Annotated in this window: 15 protein-coding genes; 11 read left to right on the top strand and 4 right to left on the bottom strand. The window is 66.2% G+C overall.

All coding sequences use genetic code 11. From position 1 onward, the window contains the following. Positions 1 to 163 precede the first annotated feature (163 nt). Genes E6A26_RS06355 through E6A26_RS06340 form a run of 4 tightly spaced genes read left to right on the top strand, consistent with a single transcriptional unit; the run spans position 164 to position 4,668 of the window. A complete protein-coding gene (locus tag E6A26_RS06355; protein ID WP_136610355.1) occupies positions 164 to 1,375 on the top strand; it encodes a hypothetical protein in 1,212 nt (403 codons plus the stop codon). Then, complete coding sequence (locus E6A26_RS18130; protein ID WP_136610354.1) at positions 1,372 to 2,091, top strand: DapH/DapD/GlmU-related protein; 720 nt, start codon at positions 1,372 to 1,374, stop codon at positions 2,089 to 2,091. The genes E6A26_RS06355 and E6A26_RS18130 overlap by 4 nt, the downstream gene beginning before the upstream one ends. Continuing rightward, positions 2,021 to 3,352 carry a glycosyltransferase gene (locus E6A26_RS06345; protein WP_234865130.1) on the top strand — a complete coding sequence of 444 codons (1,332 nt, stop codon included), beginning with the start codon at positions 2,021 to 2,023 and terminating at the stop codon, positions 3,350 to 3,352. Before E6A26_RS18130 ends, E6A26_RS06345 begins: the two co-directional genes overlap by 71 nt. A 29-nt stretch (positions 3,353 to 3,381) precedes the next feature. Beyond that, on the top strand, positions 3,382 to 4,668 hold the full coding sequence (locus E6A26_RS06340) for a hypothetical protein (RefSeq protein WP_136610352.1): 1,287 nt from the start codon (positions 3,382 to 3,384) through the stop codon (positions 4,666 to 4,668). Between the two features lie 239 nt (positions 4,669 to 4,907). Here the strand turns inward: E6A26_RS06340 and E6A26_RS06335 are convergent, their stop codons facing one another. Then, the gene (locus E6A26_RS06335; RefSeq protein WP_136610351.1) at positions 4,908 to 5,468 is read right to left on the bottom strand and encodes an arsenate reductase/protein-tyrosine-phosphatase family protein; all 561 of its coding nucleotides are present in this window, start codon (positions 5,466 to 5,468) and stop codon (positions 4,908 to 4,910) included. 3 nt (positions 5,469 to 5,471) lie between these two features. Beyond that, positions 5,472 to 6,893, bottom strand: coding sequence for a polysaccharide biosynthesis tyrosine autokinase (locus tag E6A26_RS06330; protein WP_136610350.1), 1,422 nt, complete (start codon positions 6,891 to 6,893; stop codon positions 5,472 to 5,474). A gap of 196 nt (positions 6,894 to 7,089) precedes the next feature. Here E6A26_RS06330 and E6A26_RS06325 point away from each other — a divergent pair, with 196 nt between their 5' ends. Beyond that, complete coding sequence (locus tag E6A26_RS06325; protein ID WP_168928683.1) at positions 7,090 to 7,701, top strand: CPBP family glutamic-type intramembrane protease; 612 nt, start codon at positions 7,090 to 7,092, stop codon at positions 7,699 to 7,701. 6 nt (positions 7,702 to 7,707) lie between these two features. On the opposite strand, the gene E6A26_RS06320 is transcribed toward E6A26_RS06325, so the two are convergent. Then, positions 7,708 to 8,286 (bottom strand): DUF6993 domain-containing protein, encoded by a 579-nt coding sequence (locus E6A26_RS06320; RefSeq protein ID WP_136610348.1) that lies wholly within the window; start codon positions 8,284 to 8,286, stop codon positions 7,708 to 7,710. A gap of 163 nt (positions 8,287 to 8,449) precedes the next feature. Beyond that, entirely contained in the window at positions 8,450 to 9,286 is an 837-nt protein-coding gene (locus E6A26_RS06315) for a class E sortase (RefSeq protein WP_168928682.1), read from the bottom strand. A 425-nt stretch (positions 9,287 to 9,711) separates the two neighbouring features. Here E6A26_RS06315 and E6A26_RS17560 point away from each other — a divergent pair, with 425 nt between their 5' ends. From E6A26_RS17560 to E6A26_RS06280, 6 genes are all read left to right on the top strand, one after another. Then, complete coding sequence (locus tag E6A26_RS17560) at positions 9,712 to 10,518, top strand: LysM domain-containing protein (protein WP_168928681.1); 807 nt, start codon at positions 9,712 to 9,714, stop codon at positions 10,516 to 10,518. A gap of 143 nt (positions 10,519 to 10,661) precedes the next feature. Then, entirely contained in the window at positions 10,662 to 11,048 is a 387-nt protein-coding gene (locus E6A26_RS06300; RefSeq protein ID WP_211128983.1) for a hypothetical protein, read from the top strand. Positions 11,049 to 11,058: 10 nt separating this feature from the next. After that, positions 11,059 to 12,297: a cation:proton antiporter gene (locus E6A26_RS06295; protein WP_136610344.1), complete on the top strand. Its 1,239-nt coding sequence runs from the start codon at positions 11,059 to 11,061 to the stop codon at positions 12,295 to 12,297. A gap of 100 nt (positions 12,298 to 12,397) precedes the next feature. Continuing rightward, positions 12,398 to 13,552: a sulfite oxidase gene (locus E6A26_RS06290; protein WP_136610343.1), complete on the top strand. Its 1,155-nt coding sequence runs from the start codon at positions 12,398 to 12,400 to the stop codon at positions 13,550 to 13,552. 96 nt (positions 13,553 to 13,648) lie between these two features. Then, positions 13,649 to 14,293, top strand: a complete 645-nt coding sequence (locus tag E6A26_RS06285; protein WP_136610342.1) for a DUF4232 domain-containing protein — start codon at positions 13,649 to 13,651, stop codon at positions 14,291 to 14,293. 147 nt (positions 14,294 to 14,440) lie between these two features. Continuing rightward, the gene (locus E6A26_RS06280; protein WP_136610341.1) at positions 14,441 to 19,558 is read left to right on the top strand and encodes an Lhr family helicase; all 5,118 of its coding nucleotides are present in this window, start codon (positions 14,441 to 14,443) and stop codon (positions 19,556 to 19,558) included. Positions 19,559 to 19,585: the final 27 nt, after the last annotated feature.

The raw sequence follows: 19,585 nt of genomic DNA, 5'->3' as shown, positions 1-19,585 counted from the left end.
TAGAATGTGGGTGTAGTGAGCTATTCAACCGCCCGATGCCCAAGATGTCCTGACAGAGGTGCCACTCGATAGACAGATCGAGGCATTTCCGGTCGGTGCACCTGTTGCGAATTCATAGGCCCAAAACCGTCGGTTCCGCTAGCGCCGAAGAAGGAGAGAATCCATGACCGAAGATCCCCCCGCAGCGATTAGTGGGGTCTACTGCACTGTGGTAGCCCGAAACTATTTACCACAAGCTCTCTCACTCTATACTAGTATCCAGAAGCACGAGCCCCATCGGCCGTTCGTCATCTTGGTTATTGACGGTGTCCCGGCAGGGCTCGAAGACATGTACCCCGGAGTCAGGTTCGCAGAGCTAAATTTCCTCGGTCTAACGAGTAGAGAACTGCTCGATCTCGCCACAATCTACGACGTCGTCGAGCTTTCAACAGCAGTCAAGCCCCTTTTCCTGCAACGCTTGCGCGACGAATTCGATCAAGCGGTCTACCTGGATCCAGACACCTACCTCATCTCTCCGCTGGTTGAAATCGAGTCACTCGTCGAAGAACACGGCGTCGTGTTAACTCCACATCTGCTGGAACCAATCACTCCTGGCGAGAGCTTTCGTTCAGAAGTAAACAGTCTCACAGTAGGTGTGCATAACCTCGGGTTCTGTGCGGTGGGCCGCGGTAGCGACAAGTTTCTTGATTGGTGGTGGTCGCATCTGGAACGCGAGTGCCTCATCTATCCGCTACTCGGACTCTTTGTTGACCAGAAATGGGTCGACGTTGGATCAGTTCTGTTCGACGCGCATTCATTCCGTCACTACGGATACAACATCGCCCATTGGAATCTGCATGAGCGAGAGTTCGAGAGGCGCGGCTCGAACTACTATATGATACGCACTGACGAGCCACTTCGACTTCTACACTTCAGCGGTTTCGATCCCAAGGATCCCGAGGCAATTAGCGTACGTCAGAATATTTCATTGCGTGAAAAGGGTTTGAACTCGGCGGCCTACTCCACATTGAGCAGGGAATACGCTGCGCTCCTTCTCGATATCCGTCAGAAGATCAACGCCACCTCCTCTTATGCCTACAGCCACGATCTCAGCGGTCGGCTACTAACTAAACGGCTGCGCAGGACCTATAGGCAAGAGCTCCTAAAGGGAGGGCTCAGCTACCTGCCGTCGCCCTTCATCGAATCCGATCGTGCGAAATTTGCGCGATGGCGTTTGACGTCGCTCATGCAGCAGATGACCGGGGCGGCCGGCGACGCCGCCATTGGACTTAAGTATGCATTCCCTGACGCTTATGGCATTCTCAAACGTGTGGTACCCAGTCTCTACGGTCAAGTGCGGGAGCAACTCCTTCGACAGGGACAGATTCGTAGATGAAGAACAAGATGTCACGCCTCTTTAGGCATGAAACAAACATCCATGCATTCAGGGCTCTAGTATCTAGGGGGACGTCCGGCTTGGCGGCCGCGGTAAACGCACGCCTTCTCGGATGGAAAGATTCACGCCTGCCACTCGGCAGTCGGGTCATCGGATCTAAGTATATAGATGTATCCCCAGGCTTCCATTCCGCAGGGCCGGTATGGATCGAAGCCATCTTTGAGTATGAAGGCGATCTATATAATCCCTCCATCAGGATTGGCAAGAATTTTCGTGGATCGGGCCAACTCCATTTGAGTGCCATTAATACGATCGAGATCGGAGACGACTGCCTCTTTGGCACAAATGTGTTCATTTCTGATCACGGTCACGGTTCATATAATGGTGACGGAATTCAATCCTCTCCTCATATCCCGCCGATATCCCGACCACTCAGGGGTCATGGTGGAGTAAAGGTTGGTAACCGTTGCTGGGTAGGCAATAATGTTGTGATTGCGCAAGGTCTGGCGATCGGCGATGGATCCATACTTGCCGCAAATTCTGTCGTTACCAGGGACGTTCCACCGGAATCGATAGTAGCTGGAGCCCCCGCGCGCATAATTCGCACATATTCGATGGGCACTCGTGCATGGATGGCTCATTCGGTTGACGCAGCCTATAGCCGACCGACCACTGGCAGTCAACGCCAACCTTCAGCACAAGGAGAGGATAGTTAAAGTGCGAATCCTTCATGTCCTTTCCGGTTTTGATATCGAATTCCCCGGAGGAATTACGAATTACGTCAGAACCCTTGCCTCAGAGCAGTCTTCGGCCGGCGAACAGGTGTATGTGCTGGACGGGAGTGCCCGTCGGCAATGGGAGCTAAGCACTTCGGGCTACATGGTTCGCGGGAGCAAACACTCCGACGGCAAGCACCACGTGGCTTCGACAAGAAAGCGCCCCCGGGCATCCAAGGCTCTGATCTCATTGATCTTGGAAGGCGGCTTTGATCTAATACATTTCCACCTCACCCTTGGTTTTGGAACCGACTTCTATGATCAGGTGCCTGGAGTCGGGGTTCCCTATTTTATCAGCCTGCACGACTACCATCTGATTTGTCCTCGGATCACGCTTATCGACTATGCGGGGAAAAACTGTGGCGGTCCGGAGCGTCGAAAGTGTGAACTTTGCATTGGCCGGTTGGAGGAAGTCGACCTCCTGTACAGGGCCTCCAGGAAGACCGGTTGGCAACTACCGCGAATCGCGTCGAGCCGGGTAACCCAGCGCAACGAGGTCATTGAGGTCTTCCTTCGAGAAGCGGCGATGGTGTTAGCCGTGTCAACTAGAGTTCGGGATATCTGTCGGCGGGCTTATCCGGATGCAAATTATGTTGTAAATCATATCGGAACCGCCTCCGCCCGATCCGTCCGTCCGTCGAGGGACTACAGTGAGGGTCGGCTCAACCTTACATTCATCGGCACATTATCCAAGCTCAAGGGTGCAGAGCTCTTGGAATCTATCGCTCGAGGTGTCCACCGCGAGGATGTCTCGATTCAGTTTTTCGGACGAATAGAGAGACCGGAGCTCGGCGAGCGTTTGGCCGCGGCCGGTGTTCATCTTCGCGGGACGTACACACCCGATGATCTTCCGTCAATCATGGAAGGTACCGATATCGGACTTGCTCTTCCAATCTGGGAGGACAATGCCCCACAAGTCGTGATGGAGTTTCTCAACTTTGGCGTTCCTGTCATTGCAACGAGCATGGGCGGCATTCCGGACTTTGTCAACGAACGCAACGGGTTCCTTTTCGACCCAGAACACGTAGATGGTGTCAGCGAGGCGATCGAATTTATCAACGACCTGAATGCCGATAAGATCAATCTTTTGCGCAGTGGAATTGAGAGCTTGCGAAGCCCTCAGGAGCACCTGACTGAACTCAACGCACTTTACGTCTCGGCACTCACGGCCAAGAGGTCGGTACCGGTTGTCGACGGATAGCTCGTGTGGAGCAGAGTTTGGAGCATGCTATGGATAACGGCTCGACAAAGCGCCATCTCTCACTCTTCGGTCACATTCGACGTTTTGGCGGGTTCAGCTTGTCCATTGCGCTGGGTGTTGTAGTAAACGTTGCCGTCATCCCCGTCGTGATTTCGCATGCGGGTGCTCAAGCTTGGGCGGGCATCGCCGTTGCACAATCAATCGCAGCAGTGTGTGCGATCCTCATTCTCTTTGGCTGGGGTACAACTGGTCCATCGCAAGTAGCGTCTCTGGATGTGTCGGCACGAGGTCAGTTCTATGCCGACTCTCTCGCCAGCCGGTGGTGGCTTCTTGTGATCGTCAGTCCATTCTGTCTTTTGGCTATTTGGTGGGCGGTTCCAAATGGCTACGCAGCGAACGCCCTCAGCGCTGTTGCCCTCCTGGTCCCGTCGCTTGGTGCTTCGTGGTTCTTCATCGGAGAAGGTAGCCCTTGGCGCCTGCTTCTACTCGAGAACGTGCCCAGGGCGCTCGGCTCTACCACCGGCATGTTCGCCCTGATGCTGACCCACGACATTCGATATTTTTCGGGCGCTCAGGCCGCGGGCGCGGTGCTGTCAGCCGCGTACGGATCCAGCAACGTTCTGCGGCGCCATCCTAGCTTCACCTTAGCGGGCGGGCTTGTCCCCTCCGTTCGGCGCCTCACGTCTCAAGCCAAGGGTATGGTGGCTGCAGGAGCGGCGGCTCTCTATGTAAACATTCCTCTGGTGGCCGTTTCCTCGCTGTCGCCAAGTTCGGTCGATTCGTACGCTTTGGCGGACAAGTTGATGAAATTTTTTTTGACCGGGATTTCCCCGGCCATTCAGGTCGCCCAAGGGTACGTGCCATCAAAGGACCCGGCCGACCACAGGCGCCGCGCTGTCCGTGCTTTCCGGGCCGCGTTGGGGTTGGGCCTAATTTCGTCCGCGATTTTTGCCACCGTGGGGTCCGTGATCGGTGATTTTCTCTCGGGCAATAAAATCAATCTGAATCTAACGCTTCTCCTGCCGCTCAGCCTAGCGCTATTTGGTATCGCGACATCAGCGATAGTTGGCCTCGCATGTCTTACGTCTTTCGGTCAAATTGGTCGCGTCGCGACCAGTACTGTTCTCGGGGCCCTCGTCGGCGTTCCACTCGTGATAGTAGGAGCATTGGCCGGTGGCGCAGTTGGTGCTGCTTGGGCGGCCGCCACATCTGAGATCTTCGTGGCCGCCTACCAGATTATCTATTTTAGTCGTATTCTCAGATCCAAGCTCGGACACGAGGACACCCCCACTCACGACTATCACAGAACGCGTTGACCCGGTGTCGGGAGCCTGGTTTAGGGCTTGAGCCTAGAGTGGGTGAGCAGGGTGGAAGCTGGTCACGCGTCCCCGCCCATTCTCGGAGTCAACCAACGTCCCAGTAACCGCTTACTGGTACAGTTCACATCCATGTGAGCAGGACGATCCGCCGTCCAGCTAATGGCGCGAGGATCGCGACGCCCGTCATTGGGTTAGAATCGCTGGGCTATCCTGCATCGGCCCTCACAGGACGCTTGTCACGCACGAAAGAGGTCGGAAATCATTCGAATTTCCACATCAATTCGATGACCGACAGCTTCGTAAACTTCCATCGCTCGGCGGTAGGGGTCGTCGATATCGTCGTCCTCGGGGTTATCCGGGGGCGGAACGATCCCCCGTTGCGAGCGCGCCGCTTCAACAACCGCTTGAAGATCATTGACGGAATTTGCCTCCCGGTCGATCGGGGTCGTCGAGAGTCGGATGAACTCACTAATCGTGAAAGTTCGCCGCGACATCCTGGGGAGCAGCTTGACTACTGCACCGCGGTGGTCTCGAGTAGCCGTAAGCACTAGATCCGCCTGCTGGAGGTGAACTTCAGTGAGCCGTCTGGATCGGTGTGCACTGGGATCGCCGCCGCGCTGGCGCGACACTAGTGCTGCCTCCTTCGTCATTTTTTCCCCCTCCCTGGCGATGATGCCGGCGCTCGAAACAATTACTGGGAGTCCGACGGTCTTGGCACGCAACAGCTGCTCAGCCAAAGGAGACCTGCAAATGTTCCCCGAGCAGACAAAAAGAACGCTAAAGGTCGAGCCAGACATCGCTTATCCGGCGAGTCCACGAAGCCTGCGGTGCATTCGCGCCGACTTGCCCGTTGTGACCTCATCCTGCGCATAGACGGGTCCGTAACCGTAGGTCTGGTATCCGTAGGAGTGAGGTCCCTGCACGGGAAGCATTGTGAGCACAAAGCCATATAGCCGCGAACCGACGTTCTCTAGAGCAGTCACGGCGGCGCTCAGTTGGCTCCGATGAGTCCGTCCTGCGGCAACAACCAAGATTGCGCCCCCCGCCGACTTGCTCAGGACGGCAGCATCAGTGACCGGGAGCACGGGGGGCGCGTCGAACAGAACATAGTCGAACTCGTTCTCGAGGCGCTGAACGAGCGAGTGCATAGCGGCGGATCCAAGCAGCTCGCTCGGGTTCGGTGGCACGCTCCCAGCAGGAAGGACGCGGAGGCCCCCGCGCCCCCATTGCTGAACAGCATCTTCCATGTCTGCGCGGCCGATGAGGAGATCCGTGAGACCAACGGCCCCCTCGAGACCCATGTATTGCGCGAGCTTGGGACGCCGGAGATCGGCATCGACCACGATCACCTTGTGGCCGGCGCTGTCCAGCGCGATCGCGAGATTCGAGGCGGTGCTGCTCTTGCCCTCGCTCTCAACCGCAGAGGTGATAACAAAACTGCGCGCTCCGCCCCCAGCGTCGATGAACTGCAGGTTGGTGCGCAGCGTCCGGAAGGCCTCAGCCCGCGGGCTCCGAGGATCGTCCTGGACGATTAGGGGTCGCTTGGGTGCCTTCGCGTCAAAAGTGATGCCACCGAGAATCGGCGCCGTGCTGATTGCCTCGACGTCCCGCTCGCTGCGCACTCGATTGTCCAATGCGTGCTTAAGTACAGCTGCGCCAACGCCCAACGTGAGCCCGACAAGTAGGCCCAAGGCGACGTTGATCGGAACATTTGGAGTTACCGGAGTCGAGGGAACGTCCGCCTGCTTGACCCGAGTCAGCTTCACCTGCGAACTCTGCGAGCCCGTCGACTCGATGTTCTGCACCACGTTCGTGAGGCTCTCCGAGATCCCGTTCGCAATATCCGCGGCCTTGACGGGGTCGGGGGAGGTCACCGAGATCTCGATGAGCGTCGTGTCGAGCGGAGCTGACGCCATTGCGGTTTTTGCCAGTTCATCGGCAGTCATCGACAGATGCAAATTCGAAATGACTGGCAGGAGAACGATGGGGGTCGTCACAAGCCCGGCGTAGGTCTTGACTCGCTGCTGCGTGAAGGTGCTCCCTTGCACGAGGTCCTGGACAGTCCCTCCAGACTGCGTCGAGACGAACACCTGTGCCGAGGCCTTGAACTGGGGCTTACTCAGAATCGAGAACGCCGCCGCAGCAGCCACGCCCAGCAAGGCCATCACCACGATCAGGATCCAACCCGTGCGTAGGATGCGAATGTATTCTCTGAGCTCCAAAGGGCCCTCCCCCTCAAGTCACACGGCGGTTATCCATGTCCCCACATATGTTGCCACAGGTCAACATCCTTTACGTTCATAGTCGAGAACCATGAGAACCATCACAGACGTTTGGAAAATACGGCTGGCGTGGGCCGTCCTAGGTATCATTGCGGCCTTGACCTGCGGCTGGGCCGTGCAAGACCTTTCTGCCCGGGTGCCAGGCTGGCCATTCCTCGGCGTGGCGGCCTACCTGGCCGCGTGGATTCCTTTTCTGGCGGCCCTCGCCGCGAGCTTCTGGGGCGAAAGCTTCAGCCGTGCGATGGCCGGGCTCGGCCTCCGCTTCCGTGCGCTCGACGTCCTGTGGGGCATTGGCATCGGGTGCCTCGTTCGAGCCATCGACGCCACCGTCCGGCTCACCGCCACCGGCTCGACGGGCTTGGTCCAGCAGCCCACGCTCAGCGCGATTGGAAGCCCGCTCGCTGAGACGATCGCCTGGGGCATCGTCGCGCCCGTGATCATCGCCCCGATCCTTGAGGAGCTCTACTTCAGGGGCCTCATGCAGCGCACGCTCGGCGAGGCCCTCGCAAGGTTCGGCAGCGTGGCGCGGTGGGCGGCCGCCGTCGTCGTTACCTCGGTGGTCTTCGCCGCCGTGCACGCGCTTCTCCTGGTCGCGACGCCCGCCGAGGCGCTCCTGGCCGGCATCGCGACGTTCGTCTTCGCGCTGGCCGCGGGGACCACAGCGGCGGTCACGGGGCGGCTGGGTGGGGCGATCGTGGGGCACGTAGTGTTCAACGGGCTCGGCGTGCTGCTCACCTGGCCCGTCTGAGCGGCCCTACCCCACGGGGGCGGTCTGCCCGATGAGGCATGCGCCCGTGCCGATCGGCGCGGCGACCTCTGTCTGAACGCTCGCGTCCTGCCGCACGAACTGCCCCACGAGGCACGTGCCGCCGAGCCGCACCGAGACGGTGAGCGTGGGTGCCTGGAGGTTGGCGCTCGTCTGATCCGCGGTCCGCTGCATGGCCCCGCCGCTGAAGCCAGCGGCGACAAGCGCGTCCGTGAGCGTCTTCGCCGTCACCGACTGCGACGACGTGGACTGCGCCGCCTTGGTGAGCACGCTGCCGAAGAGCGTGAGGTTCTCCCCGTCTGGTGCGGCCGGATCGAAGCGAGCGAGCGGTGCCTTAGTCGAAACCGGAGCGCTGGGCGCGGCGGTGCGGGACACCGTGGCCTGGGACGTCGCGGCGGGCGCGCTGGACGCGGTCCTCGGCGCCGATGTTCCCCCGACCACGACTGCGATGGCGGCGAGTACGGCGAGCGCGATGACCGCGACCACCAGGAGCGCGACGCCCCTCCGCAACGGACGACGGCGGCCCTCTGGTTCCACGCGCGCCTCGCCTTCCTTGACCTCGCTCATGGGGCGTCGCCGACCGTAGCCTGATCGTTTACGAACGTAGCGGCCATCCAAGGAAAGACCCACAGATCGAGGGCCACGAGGACCGCAGCCAGGAGAACTGCAAGGATCGCGACCCGCACCGCGACTGGGCCGGGCAGGATCCGCCAAAAGGCTCGGTACACGGTTAGCCGTCCTTCGCGAGCAGGGGGGCCAGCTCGGCTGGCGGGGCGGTGTCGAAGCCCACGAACGTCCCGTAGGCGGCCACGCGCTCGAGCGGCGGGAAAACAGCCGGGTAGCACGTGGTGAGCGTGATGAAGCGGTCCGCGCCGGCCGTGCGGGAGACCGTGGGCACCGCGTCGAGCACGTTGACGGCGTCCGGCTGAACGAACTGGAAATTCCGGAACGCGTACGTGTACCAGCCGAGCGAGGTCTGGACGTAGATCCTGTCCCCGAGCCGCAGCTTGCTGAGGTTGAGGAAGCTGTTGCCGTAGCCGATATCGTGTGCGGCGATCGCGAAGTTGCCTTGGCCGCCGGGCATGGCGGTTCCGGTGTAGTGGCCCACGCCCGCGGTCACGCTGTTCAGCACGCGGTCGGTATCCACGGATTCGCGGAGAATCCGGCGCCAATCGGAGCCCAGGCGAGGCACGTAGATGACCCCGATCGTGTCCGCGACGTGCGCCGGCTCGGCCATGACGGGCACGTTGGCCGGGGCCTTCGATGCAGCCGGTGCTGCAGGTTGGGACGCCGCTGGCTCGGAGGCCGCACCAGAGGGCTGCGAAGGCGAGGCGGGCGCCTGGGTGAGCGGCGCCGTCGTCGGCTTCTGGGACTGCAGCTCCTTGGTGAGCTGCCGGCTCTGCTCGGCGGCGACCTGCGCCTGCTGAAGCCCCACGACCCACGGGTTGAAGAACGCATACCAGAGCACGAACAGGCCGATGATGGCAGCGCCCGTGATGAGGAGTTCCCCGAGAATCCCGAGGGCCTTCACCCACCCAGGCCGCGTGGCCTTACCACCACTTGACACGTCCGTCCCCCAAAGCTGGCCTTCACTCGCCCTCAGAGAATACAGGGGCGAACCTGTGTTTGGCCCGGGGCCGCATCTTCAGCGCGGCCACTGAGGCATCAGTGTCAAAGAATTAGTCAAAACGACGAAATAATACGTCCATCCGGCCGGTCAGTTAGTCGGGAATTTTTTAACCGGCTCGGGAATTGATACCGCTGTCCCAAATCCGAAGGCTGAAGCCTCGGAGGTACGCAATTCCTCACAGCACTACTCGGCCCGCTGGCCGCCGGACTACGCGCATCGGGACCAAAGGCCGGTAAGCCAAACACTCGAATATCAGCCCCCGAAGACCCTATTCGGCCGAACTGCCTTTACCGGCTTTTGGGGCCCTCAGACCTTGAAATCAGACGCCGAAATCCAGCCGGCACCGATCCAAGGTCTCAACGATGGCACCGGTCTCAGCCTTCAAGCGCATTTCTCTCATGTCTGCCGCGGCGGTGGCCGGCGGCCTCCTCGTCCTCGCGGGATCCTCGGTGGCGGTGCCCCAAGCGCCATCGGTGGAAGACGCGGTGACCGCCCAGGCGAGCGCCGCCGTCGTACCTGACCCGCTCGCAGAGCACGCCGTGCTCGTCCAGGCGGCGCGGGAGGCCACCACGGCGCAGGCGGTGATCGCCGAGCAGCAGGCCCAGGCCGCCCGGGCCGCCGCCGACGCGGCACGGAAGGCCGAGGCGGACCGGCAGGCGGCGGAGGCTGCCGCTGCTCAGGCCGCTGCGGCTCAGGCGGCCGCTGCCGCCGCAGCTCAGGCTGCCGCTGCCGCTGCCGCCGCGGCTCAGGCGGCGCCGGCCCAGCCCGCCGCGGATGCGGCGCCCGCCGCCACTCCGGTGTCCCACGCCGCGCCCGCACAGCCGGCCGCTCCGGCGGGACCGCCCACCGCGTACATCCCGGTGGCCGGATCGGGCGGGCAGGCAGCCGTCAACGCGTGTCAAGGACCCATCCGCTTCACGCCCGTCACGGTGTCGGTCAGTATCGTCGAGCACGATTTCTGCGGCGGCTGGAGCAGGATGAGCTGGATTCAGCCCGGCACGGTGGTGACGGTCCAGGGGTACGGGACGTTCACGGCGTTCCAGCGCATGGTCGTCTCGCAGGGCGCCTCGGAGTACGTCGTGGGCAATTTCGCCGGGGGCTACCCGCCGATCTTCCTCCAGACGTGCATTCCCGGCACGGACCAGATGCTGCTCATCGGCCTGCACTGAGCCTCAGAGGACCAGAGAACCCTTCAGCGAGCCGCCGTTCGGGTTGCCGACGTGCTCAACGTATCGCCTTGTTAATTCGGTGTGGCCCCCGGCGTATGATGCCCACCACGAAATGCCGAACCTCGTGACGAAAGGGGCCCATCATGACCGTGAAATGGCTCGACGAACCAGAAGAGCACGACTACCCGGCCGCCGCCTCCTACCTGGCCCTCCTCGCCACGGAGGACGAGGTCAAGGCCATCGTCAAGGCGCTCAAGAAGGCGCCGGTGACCGTGCAGAAGGCCAAGGACATCCTCCGCGCCTCGCGCCTGGACCTCCTCGACGAGACGAACGCACACGTGCGCTCCGACCTCGTCAAGGTCCACCAGGGCGAGAAGCTCTCCCCCATCCTCCTGGTCCGCGGGAATCTCGCGAACGGCGACCCGCTCCAGATCGCCGACGGCTACCACCGCGTGTGTGCGAGCTACTACACGGACGAGAACACGGACATCCCGGTCAAGCTCGCGGACTTCCCAGCGAAGGACGAGTGAGGGCTAGGGCGTGAGCTTCGTCGAGCTGTCCCTCATCTGCCTCGTCGCCCTCGTGGGCCCGCTCCTCGCGGCGAGGCGGACGTGGCACCTGCCGCTCGTTCTCGGGGAGCTGCTCGCCGGCGTCATCGTGGGCCGCTCCCTCCTGGGCTGGGTCGACGCGAACAACGAGACGCTCAAGTTCCTCGCGGACATGGGCTTCGCGCTCATGATGTTCGTCTCGGGCACCCACGTGCCCGTGCGCGACAAGACGATCCGCGAGGCCATCGGCAAGGGGGCTCTGCGGGTGGTCGTCACGGCGGTGGTCGCGGTGGCCCTCGGCGTGGCCGTCGCCCTGCTGTTCGGGCCCGCGAACGCGCCGCTGTACGCGGTGCTGATGGCGTCGTCGTCCGCTGCGCTCGTGCTGCCCATCATCGAATCGCTCAAGTTCACCGGCACGTCCGTCCTCGAGCTCACCGCCCAAGTGGCGCTCGCGGACGTCGCGGCAATCGTCGCCCTCCCGCTCGCGATCGACCCCTCCCACGCCGGCCCCAAGGCCATCGGCGCGCTCGCTGTGGCGGTGTGCGCCGTCGTCGTCTGGTGGCTCCTGCGCATGGTCGAGGTGAGCGGGGCGCGGCACCGGCTCCATACCTTCTCGGAGAATCGCAAGTTCGCGCTCGAGCTGAGGATCCAGCTCACGGTGCTGTTTGCGCTCGCCGGGCTCGCGCTGTTCTTCAACGTCTCGATCATGCTCGCGGGCTTCGCGTTCGGCCTCGCCGTCTCCGCGGTGGGCGAGCCGCGGCGCCTGGCCCGGCAGCTTTTCGCGCTCAACGACGGCTTCCTCGGCCCCGTGTTCTTCGTGTGGCTCGGCGCGTCGATCGACTTGCGACAGCTCGGCGGCCACCCGCAGATGATCCTCCTCGGCGTCCTCCTGGGACTCGGCGCGGTCGTGGCCCACGCCGCGTCTCGGCTCACCGGCATGCCCCTGCCGTTCGCGGCAGCCTCGGCCGCCCAGCTCGGCGTCCCCGTCGCGGCCGCGACGATCGGGCGGAGCCTCGGCGTGCTCGCGCCCGGCGAGGACGCGGCCATGCTCCTCGGGGCGCTCGTCACGATCGGAGGGACGACGGCGGCGGCGAGCCTTGCCGCGCGTCGTCCGCCCAAGGGCACGCAGGTGGGCGACGCCCCGCCGGAGGCAGGCGGAGAGGCCGCCACCGGGCCGGGCTCCCCGAAACCCAAGCCGAAGCCCAAGCCCAAGCCCGCCGCGGGCAGCTGACGCTGCCGCGGGCGCCTAGGTCGGGCCGCAGCCGGAGTAAGGCCACCGCCCGGGGCGACCGGCCATTGTGCGCGCTCCCGGGCGCGCCCACACTGACTCCATGCGAGCCAAAATCACCGCCCAGCACCGGCCGCAGCACCACGTCGCCGCCCCCGCTGCGGCCACTGCCGAGCCCACGGCCCAAGCCCCGACCCTCCCCACGAGCCCGACCACTGGTCCCATCACGCTCGAGGAACTCCACCTCGCCGGCCGCAACCACGAGGCGCCTCTCGAGGCTCTCCGCTGGCCGCTCACTCCCCCGGGGCTGCACTACGTCCTGACGCATTTCGACGTCCCGGACGTCGACCCGGTCGAGTGGCGCCTCACCATCGGCGGCGCGGTCGGGCGCCCGCTCGAACTCACGCTGAGTGACCTCACGCGCCTGCCGCGCGAGACCGTCACGGTGATCCTCGAGTGCGCGGGCAACGGCCGCACGCGCTTCGAGCCTCGGCCCATCAGCCAACCGTGGGACCTCGGCGGCTTCGGCACGGCCGAATGGACCGGCACGCCGCTCGCGCCGCTCCTCGTCGAGGCGGCCCTCGCACCCGAGGCCGTGGAGCTCGTGTTCACGGGCCACGACCGAGGTATCCAGGACTCGGTCGAACAGGACTACGCGCGCAGCCTCACGGTCGAAGAGGCCAGTGCGGAGGGCGTGCTGCTCGCCTACGAGATGAATGGCCGGCCGCTCCCGCCGCAGCACGGCTTTCCCGTGCGCCTTCTGGTGCCGGGCTGGTATGGCATGACGAGCGTCAAGTGGCTCCGCTCGATCGAGGCCGTCACCGAGCCTTTCACCGGCTACCAGCAGGCGGTCGCCTACGTCTTCCGGAAGGACGCGGACGACGCCGGCACACCGGTGCGGCGGATCAGGGTCCGTTCGCTCATGGTCCCGCCAGGCATCCCCGACTTCCTCACGCGGCAGCGCACGCTCGGGGCCGGGCCCACGATGCTGCGCGGGCGGGCGTGGTCCGGGAATGGGGTCATTTCCAGGGTCGAGGTGGGGATCGACGGCGAGTGGCTCGCCGCGCACGTGGATCCGCCGGTCGGGCTGCACGCGTGGCAGGGCTGGACGTTCCCGTGGGTCGCGACGCCCGGCCGGCACGAGCTCGCATGCCGGGCCACCGATTCCGCTGGCAACATCCAGCCCCTCGAGGCCGAATGGAACTTGGGCGGGATGGGGAACAACGGGGTCCAGATCCTGACCGTTGAGGTGCGCTAGGGCCCTGCCCAGGGGCCAACGGCCGTTATCTAACGGTTAGCGCGGCGACCCGCGCCGATACTTGACGCTGGTGTGGCTGGAGTGAATTCTGGGACTATGACCCGCCACCTGCGTCTTCCGGCCCTCGCCTCGGCGATCTTCATCGTCGCGCTGGGCCTCTCCGCGTGCGGCAACAACTCCGCGAGCCAGACCAGCTCAAGCCCAGCGCCGTCGTCGTCCACGCCCATGAGCGCCTCGGCGAGCCCGACGCCCTCGGCATCCTCCAGCTCATCCCCGGCCTCCGCCTCCGCCTCCGCTCCCGCCTCGAACGCGGGCGGCCTCGCGCGGTGTGTCTCGACGCAGCTCAGCGCGTCCCTCGCCCCGGGCGCAGGAGGGGCGGCCGGCCACGTCTACACGAAGATCGTGCTCAAGAACACCGGCAGCAGCGCATGCCTGCTGAGCGGCTTCGCAGGCGTCTCGCTCACGAACGGCCCGGACGGCGGCCCGATCGGCGCCCCGGCCGATCGCGACCAGAGCGTCCCGCCGGTCGACATCACGCTCAACCCCGGCCAGTCCGGCGCCGCCGACTTCGGCTACACGCAGGCCGGCCTCTACGCCGGAAGCTGCACCGAGGTCCAGGCCGCGGGCATCCGGATCTATCCGCCGGAGGACTACGGCTCGCTCTTCATCCCAAACCAGCAGACGGCCTGCAGCGAGGCCGGACTCCACCTCCTGACGATCCGGTCCTTCCAGCCGATGTAGGCACCTCGGCTCCGAATCGAAGTCCCCTAGGGACTCGACAAGTCACCCTCACGGGGACTTGTCGAGACTTTAGGGGACTTCCGCGTTCGGGGCCGTCCTGAGGCGTCCTGCAGAAGTGTCGGTGGGGTGCGGGATGATGGTCTGGTGATGGCCCGGAACCCGAACCGGAACTCGGACGGCCGCGGCGCGGATCAGTCCGCGGCGGTCCTCGAGCGGTTCGGCGCGGCCACGCGCGAATGGTTCCAGGGTGCCTTCCGCGGGCCCACCCCTGCTCAGGCCGGTGCTTGGGAGGCAATCTCCTCGGGCCGGCACGCGCTCGTCGTCGCCCCGACAGGCTCCGGAAAGACCCTCGCGGCGTTCCTGTGGTCGCTCGACCGGCTCATGCGTCACGACGGCGGGTCGGGCGCCTCGCCCGAAGCGGACGACGGCGGGACCCTCCCCGGCCTGTCCCGCGGCGACGTCGGGGCCCGGGCAAGCGACGCCCCAGGGGACGAGCCCGCGGGAGGCGGGCGGCGCCGTCGTGCGCCGAAGAACCACACCAAGGTGCTGTACATCTCGCCACTCAAGGCGCTCGGCGTGGACGTCGAACGAAACCTCCGCGCGCCGCTCATCGGCATCTCCCAGACGGCGCGACGGCTCGGGCTCGCCGCGCCGGACGTGAGCGTTGGCGTGCGCTCGGGGGACACGACGGCGGCGGATCGTCGCGCGCTCCTGGCCCACCCGCCGGACATCCTTATCACCACGCCCGAATCGCTCTATCTGATGCTCACGTCGCAGGCTCGCGAGACGCTCTCGCAGGTCGAGACCGTGATCGTCGACGAGGTGCACGCGGTGGCGGGCACCAAGCGCGGCGCGCACCTCGCGGTCTCGCTCGAACGGCTCGACGCGCTCTTGCCCACGCCGGCGCAGCGGATCGGGCTCTCGGCCACGGTCGAGCCGCGCGAGCTCGTGGCGCAGTTCCTCGCGGGGCAGGCGCCGTGCGAGATCGTGGCGCCGCCCGCTTCCAAGACGTGGGAGCTCACCGTGACGGTGCCCGTGGAGGACATGAGCGATCTCCAGGGCGCAGCTGGCGCGCACGACATGGGCCCGGCCTCAGGCCTCCAGCCGCAGGCCTCGATCTGGCCGCACGTCGAAGAGAAGATCGTGGACCTCGTGCTCGCGAACCGCTCCACGATCGTGTTCTCGAACTCGCGCCGCCTCGCCGAGCGGCTGACGGGCCGACTCAACGAGATCTATGCCGAGCGCCTCCAGCCGAGCGTGTGGGACGAGCCGGCCACTGCCGAGGTTCAGGGGTCGACTCCGGGCGGTGACCCGTGGGACGCGAGCCCTGATCGGGGTTCCGCGGATCGCGGTTCCTCGGATCGGGGGGCCCGAACCGCCACGGCCACGCGGACGCCCGCCGAGATGATGGCCCAGGCGGGCCAGACCTCGGGCGCGGACCCCGTGCTCGCGCGGGCCCACCACGGCTCGGTCTCGAAGGAGCAGCGCGCCCAGATCGAGGACGACCTCAAGTCCGGGCGCTTGCGCTGCGTCGTCGCGACCAGCAGCCTCGAGCTGGGTATCGACATGGGCCTCGTCGACCTCGTGATCCAAGTCGAGTCGCCGCCGTCGGTCGCTTCGGGCCTGCAGCGCGTGGGACGCGCGGGACACCAGGTCGGCGAGGTGAGCCAGGGCGTCCTGTTCCCGAAGCACCGCGCGGACCTCGTCCACACAGCCATCACGGTGGAGCGCATGCTCGCGGGCCAGATCGAGGCGCTGCACGTGCCCACCAACCCGCTCGACATCCTCGCGCAGCAGACGGTCGCGGCCACGGCGCTCGGCCCGATCGACGTCGAGGAGTGGTTCGACGTCGTGCGCCGCTCGGCGCCTTTCGCCACCCTGCCGCGCTCGGCCTTCGACGCGACTCTCGACCTGCTCTCCGGCAAGTACCCGAGCGACGAGTTCGCCGAGCTGCGGCCGCGCATCGTCTGGGACCGCACCGAGGGCACCATCGAAGGGCGCCCCGGCGCGCAGCGGCTCGCCGTCACCTCGGGCGGCACGATCCCCGACCGAGGGCTGTTCGGGGTCTACATCGTGGGCACGGAGGCCGAAGGGTCGACCGCGGCCCAGGCCGCGCGCGGCGGGCGGCGGGTCGGCGAGCTCGACGAGGAGATGGTCTACGAATCCCGCGTGGGCGATATCTTCGCGCTCGGCGCCACGAGCTGGAAGATCGAGGACATCACGCACGACCGCGTGCTCGTCTCCCCCGCGTTCGGCCAGCCCGGCAAGCTGCCGTTCTGGAAGGGCGACGGCGTGGGGCGGCCCGTCGAGCTCGGCCGCGCACTCGGGGCGTTCCAGCGCGAGGTGTCCGGCGCGGACCGCGAGCGCGCTCTCTCGCGCATCGAAGCGGCAGGGCTCGACCCGTTCGCGGCCGGGAACCTCCTCCAGTACCTCGACGAGCAAAAGCAGGCCACCGAGCTCGTGCCGAGCGACCGGACGCTCGTGGTCGAGCGCTTCCAGGACGAACTCGGCGACTGGCGCGTGGTGCTGCATTCGCCGTTCGGCATGCCCGTCCACGCGCCGTGGGCACTCGCGGTCGGGCAGCGGCTGAGCCAGCGCTACGGGATCGACGGTTCCGCCATGGCCGCCGACGACGGGATCGTGCTGCGCGTGCCGATGATGGAGGACGAGCCGCCGGGGGCCGAGCTGTTCGTCTTCGAGCCGGACGAACTCGAGAGCATCGTGACGGACGAGGTGGGCGGATCGGCCCTGTTCGCGGCTCGCTTCCGCGAGTGCGCCGCCCGTGCGCTCCTCCTGCCGCGGCAGAACCCCACCAAGCGGCAGCCCCTGTGGCAGCAGCGCCAGCGCGCGTCGCAGCTGCTCGACGTCGCGAAGAAGTTCCCGCAGTTCCCGATCATCCTTGAGGCGGTGCGCGAGTGCCTCCAGGACGTCTACGACCTGCCAGCCCTCAAGGACGTGGCAGCGTCGATGCAGCGCCGCGAGCTGCGGCTCGTCGAGACCACCACCCAGCAGCCCTCGCCCTTCGCGCGGTCCCTCCTCTTCGGCTACGTCGCGCAGTTCCTGTACGAGGGCGATTCCCCGCTCGCGGAGAGGCGCGCCGCCGCGCTCTCCCTCGACTCGACGCTCCTCAACGAGCTTCTGGGCCGCGCCGAGCTGAGCGAACTCCTCGACGCGCGCATCATCGAGCAGACCGAGCGCGAGCTGCAGCGGCTTGCCGAGGACCGTCAGCTGTCCGGCCTCGAAGGCGCGGCGGACCTGCTGCGGCTCTTGGGGCCGCTCTCGGTGGCCGAGGTGGCCGAGCGGCTCCGCGTCTCCGGGCACGAGGGTGCCTATGCCAGCGGGCGCCTCGCCGAGGAAGCCCAGCATCTCGCTGAGAGCTCCCAGCACCTCGAGGAGCTGGTGGCTGGCAAGCGGGCCCTCGTGGTCTCGATCGCTGGGGCCGAGCGCTATGCCGCGATCGAGGACGCCTCCCGATTGCGGGACGCGCTCGGAGTTCCCCTGCCCATCGGCGTGCCGCTCGCATTCATCGAGCCCGTCGCGGATCCGCTCGGCGACCTCGTGGGCCGCTACGCGCGCACGCATGGGCCGTTCACCGCCGGGGAGGCGGCGGCACGGCTGGGACTGGGAGTCGCCGTCGTCCATTCGACGCTCAAGCGGCTCGCGGCGGACGGGCGCGTCATCGAGGGGACGTTCCGCCCCACGAGCGGCGAGACGCCCGCTGCGGGCGGGCCCGGCAGTCCGGGCGAGTGGTGCGACGCGAGCGTCCTGCGGAAGATCCGCCGGCGCTCCCTTGCGGCGCTGCGCGCCGACGTCGAGCCTGTCGACCAGCCCGCCTTCGCGCGGTTCCTCGCGGCGTGGCAGCACGTTGGCCCAGCCGATGCGCCCGCGAGCGCAGGGGTCCCCGGCCGGGCGGGCGAGGTTGGCCGGCGTGCAGCGGGCGGGCGCGGCTCGGGGCTGCGCGGGCACGACGGCGTCCTGACGGTCGTCGACCAGCTCAGCGGCGTGCCGATCCCCGCGAGCGCGTGGGAGCCGCTCGTGCTGCGCAGTCGCGTGTCCGACTACGCACCCGCCGTGCTCGACGAGCTCATGGCGAGCGGCGAGGTGCTCTGGACGGGCGCGGGCGCGCTGCCCGGCAACGACGGCTGGATCAGCCTGCACGTGGGCGAATCGGCCGCGCTCACGCTCGCGCCGGACCCGGAGTTCGAGCCGGACGCGGCGCAGCAGCGGGTCCTCGACTTCCTGTCGGGCGGCGGCGGGTACTTCTTCCGGCAGCTTGCGGAGGCGGCCGGTGGCATGGACAGCGTGCTCCCGGACGAGGCCGCAGTCCAGGCCCTCTGGGGCCTCGCGTGGGCCGGCCGCATCACGGGCGACACGTTCGCCCCCGTCCGCGCGATGCTCGACGCCGGGCACACTGCGCATCGCCAGCCGGCGCGCACACCGCGGACCCGCTCGTACAGTCCGTATCACAGCCCGCAGGCGCTCCGCGGCGGGCGCTCCCCTCGTCTCGGGCGCCTCGGTGCCGTCGGCAGGGGCTTCGACGCGCCGTCGTCCGCCGCGCCGCCACTCGCCGTCGGCCGCTGGTCGGCGGTTCCGCGCGTCGACGTCGACGCGACGATCAAAGCCCACGCGCTCGCCGAACTGCTCATGGACCGGTACGGCGTGCTCACCCGCGGATCGGTCATGGCCGAGGACGTTCCCGGCGGCTTCGGGCTGCTGTACAAGGTGCTCTCGCGCCTCGAGGAGTCCGGGAATTGCCGGCGCGGGTACTTCGTGGACCGGCTCGGCGCCGCGCAGTTCGCCGTGCCGGCCACCGTGGATCGCCTGCGTTCCTTCGCGCGGGACGAGACCGCGGCGCCCCCGGCCCCCGGCGACGGATTCGAGCCCCAGGCCGTGGGCGAGGCCCTCGCGCTCGCCGCGACCGATCCCGCCAACCCGTACGGCGCGGCCCTCGCCTGGCCCGAGGTCCCCGACGCCGCGACGGGCCACCGCCCGGGCAGGAAGGCGGGCGCGCTCGTCGTGACGGTCGACGGCGCCCTGATCCTCTACGTCGAACGCGGCGGCAAGACGCTGCTCGCCTTCTCCGACGACCCGCGCGTGCTCGCTCCCGCGGCGGCCGCCCTCGTGGGCGTCGTCCGCTCGGGGGCCGTGGACAAGCTCGTCATGGAGAAGGTCAACGGGCGGGACCTCCTCGACACCGAGCTCGCGCGTGCGCTCCAGAGCGCCGGAGCGTACTCGACGCCGCGCGGGGTGCGGATCCGTGCCTGAGCAGTGCGGCGAGGGCCGCCGGCCCGG

The sequence above is a fragment of the Sinomonas albida genome, assembly GCF_004919045.1.
Taxonomy (GTDB): domain Bacteria; phylum Actinomycetota; class Actinomycetes; order Actinomycetales; family Micrococcaceae; genus Sinomonas; species Sinomonas albida.
Note: the sequence above shows the minus strand (reverse complement) of the source record. Positions and strands in the feature narration are given on the sequence as shown.

Bases quoted from the DNA above. Each gene is read 5' to 3' on its own strand.
- E6A26_RS06355 (WP_136610355.1), top strand. From the start codon at position 164: ATGACCGAAGATCCCCCCGCAGCGATTAGTGGGGTCTACTGCACTGTG.
- E6A26_RS18130 (WP_136610354.1), top strand. From the start codon at position 1,372: ATGAAGAACAAGATGTCACGCCTCTTTAGGCATGAAACAAACATCCAT.
- E6A26_RS06340 (WP_136610352.1), top strand. From the start codon at position 3,382: ATGGATAACGGCTCGACAAAGCGCCATCTCTCACTCTTCGGTCACATT.
- E6A26_RS06335 (WP_136610351.1), bottom strand. From the start codon at position 5,468: ATGTCTGGCTCGACCTTTAGCGTTCTTTTTGTCTGCTCGGGGAACATT.
- E6A26_RS06320 (WP_136610348.1), bottom strand. From the start codon at position 8,286: ATGAGCGAGGTCAAGGAAGGCGAGGCGCGCGTGGAACCAGAGGGCCGC.
- E6A26_RS17560 (WP_168928681.1), top strand. From the start codon at position 9,712: ATGGCACCGGTCTCAGCCTTCAAGCGCATTTCTCTCATGTCTGCCGCG.
- E6A26_RS06300 (WP_211128983.1), top strand. From the start codon at position 10,662: ATGACCGTGAAATGGCTCGACGAACCAGAAGAGCACGACTACCCGGCC.
- E6A26_RS06290 (WP_136610343.1), top strand. From the start codon at position 12,398: ATGCGAGCCAAAATCACCGCCCAGCACCGGCCGCAGCACCACGTCGCC.
- E6A26_RS06285 (WP_136610342.1), top strand. From the start codon at position 13,649: ATGACCCGCCACCTGCGTCTTCCGGCCCTCGCCTCGGCGATCTTCATC.
- E6A26_RS06280 (WP_136610341.1), top strand. From the start codon at position 14,441: ATGGCCCGGAACCCGAACCGGAACTCGGACGGCCGCGGCGCGGATCAG.